This window comes from Pseudomonadota bacterium (assembly GCA_039028935.1).
Classification (GTDB): domain Bacteria; phylum Pseudomonadota; class Gammaproteobacteria; order Steroidobacterales; family SZUA-146; genus SZUA-146.
In genome coordinates, this window is sequence record JBCCHD010000017.1 from 66,622 (window position 1) to 75,189 (window position 8,568).

Consider the following 8,568-nt stretch of genomic DNA (forward strand, 5'->3'; position numbering starts at 1 on the left):
CAGACGTTTGCCAAGCTACCACGCCAGGAACACTAGTTTTGAATGGTAGAGAATGTTGATAAACCTACCGCGTTGAAGAAGCCAAGGACGGCTTATTCAATGCACTGCAAAATCGTTTTGTTTACTTTGCGGCGGACGTCGGCCTGCCGGTATTACCCAACCTACGAACCAGGGAGTTTTTGTGAGTATTTTGTCGCTTGATCCTGCGTTGGCCGAACTGTTATCGGAGGGGGATCAAAATGAATCGATTAGCCTGGTAGGGCGTATTGTTAATGAACAGCATCTCCCAACCGATGCACGCGTTATCACTCGATTTGGCAACATCGCCACGTTTCGCGTGCCGCGAGGCGCCGTGCAAAGTTTGTATGCCAGCAACGCGTGTGATGCGCTTGAAGCGGCGCGGCCTATTCAGCAACCGGTGTTTACGCCACCGGCGCCCAGGTCTACCTCGATGCGCCGCGCCTCTGTCGGAGCACTCCCCGAAGAAGCGAACACACGCCTTGGTGATCGTGTGCGTCCGAAGGATGTGTCGTTGAACGGAGAAGGCGTTGTAATCGGAGTACTGGACTGGTCGCTCGACATAGCCCACCCAGCGTTTCGTCATCCCGATGGTCGTACGCGCGTTCGGGCATTGTGGGACCAGGGCGGGCAAACGCCTTCAGGGCACGACAACCGATGGGGCTACGGACGCATCTATATGGCCGATGAGATTAACGATGCGCTTTTTTCCGGTAGGGATCCGTATGCCGAACTCGATTACACGCCAGCCGATGGTGATCGAGCCGGCGACGGCAGTCATGGCACCCACGTGTGCTCGATTGCTGCGGGCAGTCGCAACTCGGTGAATGGCGGTGGTGTTGCGCCGGACGCGGACATCGTGTTTATCAATTTGGCACACACTCCACGTGTGCTTGGGCCTGAGAATCTAGGTTCGTCCACTTCTTTGCTTGAAGCACTCGATTTTCTATTTGACGCGGCGGGCGATGCGCCGTGCGTCGCGAACCTGAGTGTCGGCGCGCATTCGGGCAACCATAAAGGACGTTCGTTGGTTGAGCTTGGCATGGATCAGGCACTGTGGCTCAAACCGGGACGCGCAATCATCAACAGTGCAGGAAACTATCGTGAAAAACGCAGTCACGCTAAAGGGCGCGTCGGCCACGGTGAATCGATGTCACTGCCGTTCTTTTTACCCGCACACGATACTAACGATAGCGAACTTGAGATTTTCTACGCCCTTGCAGACCGTTTTCGTATTGAGGTGACAGGCCCCGATGGCGCTTCGATCGAAGTGCCCGTTGGCGACGACTCAGCCATTTTATACGAAGGTAGTAAAGTCGGTCATGCTTATCATCGGCCTGATCTGTTCAATGAAGACAATCACTTTGATCTCTTTTTGTACCGCAATGCTCCGGCCGGTAATTGGTCGATTTCCATTACCGCAGAGCAGGTCGAAGACGGTCGATATGATGCTTGGATTGAGCGTGACCCAAGCAAACCACCCTACTTCCTGGGCGATCAGGTTGAACGGAGCGGTACGCTCGGCACATTGGCCAATGGAGCGTTCACCATTACCTGCGGTGCGTTCGACGCGCACGTGGAGAGTCGCCCACTGGGCTCGTTTTCTTCGGCCGGCCCCACTCGTGGCGGACGGTTGAAACCTGAGGTAGTGGCACCCGGCGTAAAAGTGTTGGCGGCACGATCGACCCCTCGCGACTCACAACCCGATGAACGATACGTACGCAAAAGCGGAACGAGCATGGCGGCACCGCATGTTGCCGGTACGGTAGCGCTGATGTTTGAAGCAGCGCGAGAGCCGATGGAAATAACCGACACGCGAGCACTGCTGTTTTCGAGTTTAACGACGCCACCGGGGTGTAACCGCGCGCCGTGTGATCGTGAAGATATTCATCGATCAGGCTATGGCTTCTTGGACTGCGGCGAGGCGGTTCAAAAAACAATCGCCTGGCAGCAGGTAAGCGATGCCCAGACTTTTGGAGGAAATCAAATGAATAAGGAAAATCTTGGGAGCACAGTCTACGAGCAGCAAAATGCGCCGACACAAGCAACCCACACTGAGCATCCGGCCGAAAACATAGCGGATGTGGCTGAGCGCTCAGCCGTGCCTCATGCGGGTGTCGATCCAATACACTGTGATTGTCATCCAGCGATCGCTGAATCAACAGCAACCTCTTCCCTGCTTGGAGACCCTGCGCACGCCGCCGATACAGAGCCTGTTGAGTGGTCAGACGAGCGCAGTGGACAGGACCCCGCCGCGGTGCGTGAACAACTGATCTTTCAAGCTATGCAAGGAATGCTAGGAAGAGGACCTGCGACCATGTTATCGGTAGCGCGATCACTGATGAGTGGAGAAGACACGCCCGATACTGATATCGAAAGTGATGCCGATAGTCCTTTGCCCTCGCCGCTTGTGCTGACCCGCAAAGTGCCGGGTTCGCCTGAACCCTACGTCGGCATCGTGTTGCCTTCGGGTCATGACGAGTCAACGTCGAACCCTCTCGAATTACCCTGTGAACAGCGCGGCACAGGTGAGTATGTAGAGGTGCTGGAGTGGCAGCCTCATGCCGAAGCCCCACAGCTTGCCGTTCGTCGACTCGCTGACCGATATGGACGCATGGATCGTGGTCAGAGTGTTCATGCGCTCGATGACTCTCTGATCGACCGCCTGATAAACGCCCTGCCTGAGACAGACGATGAGTCGATGTATGAGGAGGCAAACCCATGCTGCCCATAGTTGTCGTGCCGGGCATTATGGGTACCCGGCTTGAAAACAGTAGCGGTCGAACACTGTGGGACCCGGACGATGGCGTATCGTTTTCCAATGTGCGGGGTGTCAGCGATCTGATTGATCCCACGAACCGTGCCTACCCGAGTCGCCGCACCGGCCTAGGACTTATGACCCAATTTCAGTTACGCGGGGTCGAGAATGTCAGTCATCTAGTCTGGCACCTGGGTTACAAACATCTAATTGAAGGATTGGTCAGTCCCCGTTTTCGAGACGCCTGTGGTCAACCATCGAAAGTTTACTGCTCAGGCTACGACTGGCGACAATCCAATCGACGTTCCGCGGCGAACCTCAGCCGCGTCATCCGGTTCGCGCTGAGTGATAGTGGGGCACCGAGAGTAAATATTATTGCGCACAGCATGGGTGGCCTAGTCGCGAGATGGCTGTGCCGATACGGCATAATCGGTGGGCGACCTGTTCGCAGCAAAGTGAACCATCTTTATTTGTTGGGCAGCCCAACCCATGGTGCGCCCAAAGCCTACCGAGCGCTGCGTCAATCGTTTGTGGCGGCCGATCTGATTAGCGACATTGCGCCGGAAGCGTTCGACGATAGCGTGTTCGATTTTGCCGGACCTGGCGTTGCACGAATGTTGCGACGATTCGACTCGATCTTTGAGCTCTTGCCCAATGAAGCGTTTTGCCGCGCTAATCCATACTGGTTGCAGTTTAATTACCGTCGAGCCGGAATGACCGACGCTGCCGATCCAGTGCGCGTCTATCGAAATCGTGTGACCGGAATATCGACACATTCTGCCAGACTCCGTAACCGTGATCGCTTCGATCGCGCTCTGGGTACCTACATGCCTCCCAACACCACCATCTTCTACTCGAGTGATGTGAATACGCGCACGGTTATGCGCATCGATCGAGGTGGCAGACTTCGCTCCGCTGGCACGTCCGCACAGAACAAAGGGGACGGCACCGTGCCGACCTATTCGGGCGCCGCATTCAGTGCAAGCACGCCGGTTCGACGACGTGATCTCATTCGCTACACCCATAGTGAGCTAGCGAACGATCCTCGCGCGGTGCGCGAGCTCTTGCGCGTGATCAAGCATGACTGCCAGACAACCACCGCATCACACTCTTCCACAGCCCGTGCCATAGCCATGGGCTGAACACACTAAAGGATGTAAACATGTTTAATCACAATCCGAATCAATCTGTAAGGCAGGGTGGCTACTCGCAGGCGCGCGCGATTCAACCGAGTGCATCGCCTCGTATCGTGCCAGCTCCGGGATTTGTACATCAATACAGGGAGGCGGATTACCCGGTCAATTGGCAGCAAGAGCAAGCTCTTGCGCTATCCTCGACCAACATAGAATCTTCCGTCACCGACAACGCTAGTGTGTACGATCAGTCTTACGCGGAGTCGCGCCGCTGTCAGTTCAATCTGCTTCGGGCCAGTCGAGACGGAGTCAGCGACTATCATGCCAACAGCCACATTGGCTTTTTTCGACTGCGGGAGCGTCCGAGTGTCGAGGATGCCGTTAATCGATTGTTCCGTCATTTCCCAACCATATTCTCGCCTGGAAATTCCGCGGTAGCCGTGTTTTCATCCTGCCGATATCATGGCGAACGAACCGTTAAGTTCACCGCGAATGTGCCTGGCCCAGACCTGCACGATGATTGGGTAGTAATGCGCAAAGAACCGCGCTACTTCTTCGCACGAACGCTCGAACGACTCTGGCGCGAGCCCTGGGAAACGGCTGCCTCGTATGCGGCTCCGGCCTTCTCCCCTGTATTGGGTCGAAGCGGGAGCAATTTGGCCTGGGTCATCAATCGTCGCCACTTTCTTGCTGGGCGTCGCTCCTGGACCTTCGGCTACTTGCCTGAACACAACTTGTTCTTTGTCGAGACCGCAGCACTCGAACGCTACTCGCACTCGATTTTCGAACGTATGGAAGGACCGATGGGTATTCGCCAGCAGGTGATCGAGATCTGGGCGAAACTCATTGAGAACATTGCGCAGCACTTTAGCTGGCGTTTGGTCCGGCATGTGCCCGCTGGCTACCGTACACGAGGTCGTGTGGCGTATCGTCAAGGCGCATCCCGCTCCGCCAGAGCGATATTTACGACGGGTTGGTATTCGGGTGTATTGCAGCGCCATCCCGCGCTTAGCACCTACTGACTCCGATCACCGACCGCACTCTGCTCCGGTTCGATGGAGCCCGCTGACTGAGGAATTTTGGCTTATTTTGTTAGCCATGCGGGCATGAACACCTACAAGGCTTACAAAGCAGTAGCGATTCGACCGCCAACGACGATCAATTGGTACGTAAGAACGAACACGGATTCGGGTTGACCACCACGTGTGTACGAGAGAAGAGGTCTGGTCATAGCTGCCCTCGAATCGTAACGCTTCGGCGACGGCCTATCACCCATGCTGGCTCAAATATTGGCTCTTACCACTAATCACACTGATTGGCATCAAACGATGCCCGTCTGTCCGGAAACGCCGAGTTAATGAACGCGTTTAATCGTTGATTCGCCTGCGTCGCTTCTTTGAGTTCTGATGGGGAAACGGTTTTCGGCACTCTCGTATAGTGGAACAAGCGAACATCAATGGCTTTATCCTTCCAAAAGCCATTAACATTCGCCAGGTTATTCGCCCCATCATCGATCATGAATATGGCATCGAAGGCGTGCTGTTTATCGATTCTTGCGAGTATGTCGTGAAGGACAACGCCCTTATCGAGTCCGGTCGACATCACAATCCCGTTCGCATACGTAACGCCTCGCCCCCGAAGCCTAAAATCCAAAGCGCGACCAGGTGCCATCAAATGCGAGGAGGCCAGATCAATCTGAGCCCGCCCGAGTTCCCGTTCGGTGCCGCTACGCGCCCCAGGCGACCTGGATGTTAATGCGAAGACCGAATGCTGGCCTTGGAGACGCCGTACAACCTCATGGGCATCGTCCTGTGTGGGCCGAAAACGCGCTAACTCAAAGAGCACATCAAGCTTGGCGAAAATGCACTGGAGTTTTTCGTCGTCGGAGATGCGAACCATGTCGCCGCCCTCGGTTTGCATCACATCGCCACTTTGCCATCGATACAAGGCATCGCCACCAAAAAACTGAGCACTGGTCAGTAGCGTGTCATCAATGTCAAAAACGATAAGTAAACGGTGATTCGGATTTTGCGAGGAATAGCGCTGAATCGACCGGTCCATGACGGCCAAATCCGTGACATTATTTTCGCATCGAACTCGATCGCCAAGATCGCTTGCGCTCGGACATGCCTCCGCTTCTATATGGAGGTTGGTCGGACTTGTTGCGCAACCACTCAGCACGAGAAACACGAATAGATGCATTATCCAACTTCGCTCCGCCATATAGTTCGCCTCTTGCTTCATTGATTAAACATACGAAAAACACTGTCGACCAATTGTCAGACCAACTGTCCGTGGCGTCTCCGACACGTGTTGCGGTAACTCATCGACCTTCGCATAAAACGACGCCAGGTTAGTCTTTAGACAGCGAATTGATTCACCCCCGCGCCCAATGGCGCCCCGACCACGATTCGAACGTGGGACCTTCCGCTTAGGAGGCGGACTTCGGGTTGGGTAGATGTATTGGGCTCGAATGATTTTGTTCGTTACCATTTGTTTTAATTGATATTCCTGCAATATAATTCCAGCCACATTTTAAACCGTTTTGCACCTACCTTATTGGTCACGTGCAAAAAGTGGTCACGAATAAGTACCGTAATTTGGAAGTATAGATCTCCTAGGTTGAACTACTAGCAATCTCAATGCAATTAATCCACAGCCTTATACCACCACATAAATCGGTGTTCGGATATGGCATTGTTTCGTATAACCCATCCGTCAGATTCCCTATCATGTAAAATGGAACCCGGCAGTTTTGGGACTATCTACTGAGAGCCCTTGAGAATGACTGGTCGCAGTTTCTTCGCCGAGGACCGCAAGATTCAACTGCGACGGCTTGAGCTAGAACTAACTTTGTCAGGCCAGAATAGGTCAGATGCTTTACTGATGCTACGAAACACCATAAGTAAATTTTCTTACCGATCGACCTCAAATGCGCCTACAACCTCATTCAATAAGTTTTGTGACGAAGAGTAGCGCGGCCATAGCAATTATTGAGGATGCCAATCCAAATGCAGCAACAACTTCAGCAAAAAGCGCATCGTTCTGCCGCCCTCCACCGCTTATGGCTGTTCCTGACCGGCAGAAGCGCCAACGCCGCATGTCGAATAAACACATCGTCAACAGGAGGTATGCTGACCAGAAGCTAATCGCCTGTACCTCTGTTGTGCCCCAACCGGCAAACGCAAAGTTCAAAACGTTGAACAGAAACAATGCTATGAACACCCCCCAAAAACGGGACCAAATCGTTCGGGGATTCTCAGTTTCGAGATCAACTAAAGAAGCGGATTGGTCTGTTTCGTATTTGTCGATCCGTTTGAAAGGCGCATAAAGAAAAAATAAACTTACTAAGAGTCCTAAGCCTGCAATCAGTGCAGTCGACTCAACAAGATGATTGTGTGAGTCCGGCCCTTCAATCGTGGAATACGAATAGATGATTGCAATGGTAATGAACGCGAAGGATACTAAAATCCAGATAAGCGCCGGGGCCGCCCTTCGCACATCTGCCCAAATTTGCGAAAAAGAAATATCAGGGTTCGTGGAATCGTCATCATCGTTGCTCTTTTCGTAGATCTCATTCAACTCTCCCCAAGTCAACCCTGTCGAAATTACCAATGAAAACACAATGCCGACTGCGAAAACGATATCGAAAAAATAAGCCCCGAAGCCCGTGATTTCTGAAGGTGTGCCACTATAGAACTCGAGCATATGGCGAAGCGTGCCGGATACTATGAGAAAAACTGCAAAGGGCTCAATCAGCCTTAAGGCGGCAATAAAATTGAATTTCTCTAGGTTTCTCCTGATTTTCTGACCCCAAGTTTGTGCGGTTAGAACCACACCGCCGACGACAACGAATATCACTGCCGCAAAGATTAATAGGTCCACGAGCAGAGTTCCGCTAAGCGTCGCAACCGGTGGTGTATCGACATTGGGGATGAGATAAGTCTTTAGAAGGGCACTTATCGCGAGCATATCTACGGCAACAGCACCAGCTATAGAAATCCCTCGTGCGCCGTCGGAAATTCCAACCTTCTGCGCAAACGCTCTTACAACATCCACGAACAATCGCATGTCGTTGCGGTCGACGGCGTTCTCATCGTTTGCTTTCTCGGAATGGTCTTCCTTAACTTTGTCTCGATAAGTCCACCAAACGAAGCAAACAATCAAGAAGTTTAGAATAGAAATTATCGCAATCCCAACACCGTCGGGAACATCCCAAATATCGATTGGCCAATTCAAAAGAGATTGAAATGCTAAGATCAATAGCATGTAGATGAAAAACGAAAGCGAATGGAAAAGAGAGTGCCAAAGAGCCATCCAGAGCTTTCTTCGATGGAACATCTGGTCGTCTGGTTTTTTGGGATACTCTCGAGTCAGCTCAACAACAGAAACATCTATCGACACGATCAATCCGATAACGAACGCAAAGACTACGAATGGCCCATTTGCCAATTGCTCAATAAAGCTGCTAAATTCCATGCAAGCTCACTCCCAAAGTATTAATCCCAACAATTCAACGTCGAATTGAACCGCCCCGGGATTGCCGGAGACCTTTTATCTTGAGAGGATATCCGAATGACCCAAGCAAATCGATACTCCACCGAAGTCCGGGAGCGAGCTGTACGCATGTTGCTGGAGCAAGAGCCATCTCATTCATCG

General features: G+C 52.6%; 5 protein-coding genes. 3 read left to right on the forward strand and 2 right to left on the reverse strand.

Going from position 1 to position 8,568, the window contains the following annotated elements:
• The first annotated feature begins 181 nt into the window (after positions 1-181).
• The 3 genes from AAF465_09980 to AAF465_09990 are packed head-to-tail and all read left to right on the forward strand — an operon-like array spanning position 182 to position 4,931.
• On the forward strand, positions 182-2,752 hold the full coding sequence (locus AAF465_09980; protein ID MEM7083051.1) for a S8 family serine peptidase: 2,571 nt from the start codon (positions 182-184) through the stop codon (positions 2,750-2,752).
• Entirely contained in the window at positions 2,740-3,918 is a 1,179-nt protein-coding gene (locus AAF465_09985) for an alpha/beta fold hydrolase (GenBank protein ID MEM7083052.1), read from the forward strand. Before AAF465_09980 ends, AAF465_09985 begins: the two co-directional genes overlap by 13 nt.
• A 20-nt stretch (positions 3,919-3,938) precedes the next feature.
• The gene (locus AAF465_09990) at positions 3,939-4,931 is read left to right on the forward strand and encodes a hypothetical protein (GenBank protein ID MEM7083053.1); all 993 of its coding nucleotides are present in this window, start codon (positions 3,939-3,941) and stop codon (positions 4,929-4,931) included.
• A 280-nt stretch (positions 4,932-5,211) separates the two neighbouring features.
• Here the strand turns inward: AAF465_09990 and AAF465_09995 are convergent, their stop codons facing one another.
• Positions 5,212-5,970, reverse strand: a complete 759-nt coding sequence (locus AAF465_09995; protein MEM7083054.1) for a DUF2608 domain-containing protein — start codon at positions 5,968-5,970, stop codon at positions 5,212-5,214.
• Between the two features lie 885 nt (positions 5,971-6,855).
• Complete coding sequence (locus AAF465_10000) at positions 6,856-8,388, reverse strand: hypothetical protein (GenBank protein ID MEM7083055.1); 1,533 nt, start codon at positions 8,386-8,388, stop codon at positions 6,856-6,858.
• Between the last annotated feature and the right edge of the window lie 180 nt (positions 8,389-8,568).

What these genes read in the sequence shown, in the direction of transcription:
- AAF465_09995 (MEM7083054.1), bottom strand. Translation starts at nt 5,970, where the DNA reads ATGGACCGGTCGATTCAGCGCTATTCCTCGCAAAATCCGAATCACCGT.
- AAF465_09985 (MEM7083052.1), top strand. Translation starts at nt 2,740, where the DNA reads ATGCTGCCCATAGTTGTCGTGCCGGGCATTATGGGTACCCGGCTTGAA.
- AAF465_10000 (MEM7083055.1), bottom strand. Translation starts at nt 8,388, where the DNA reads ATGGAATTTAGCAGCTTTATTGAGCAATTGGCAAATGGGCCATTCGTA.
- AAF465_09990 (MEM7083053.1), top strand. Translation starts at nt 3,939, where the DNA reads ATGTTTAATCACAATCCGAATCAATCTGTAAGGCAGGGTGGCTACTCG.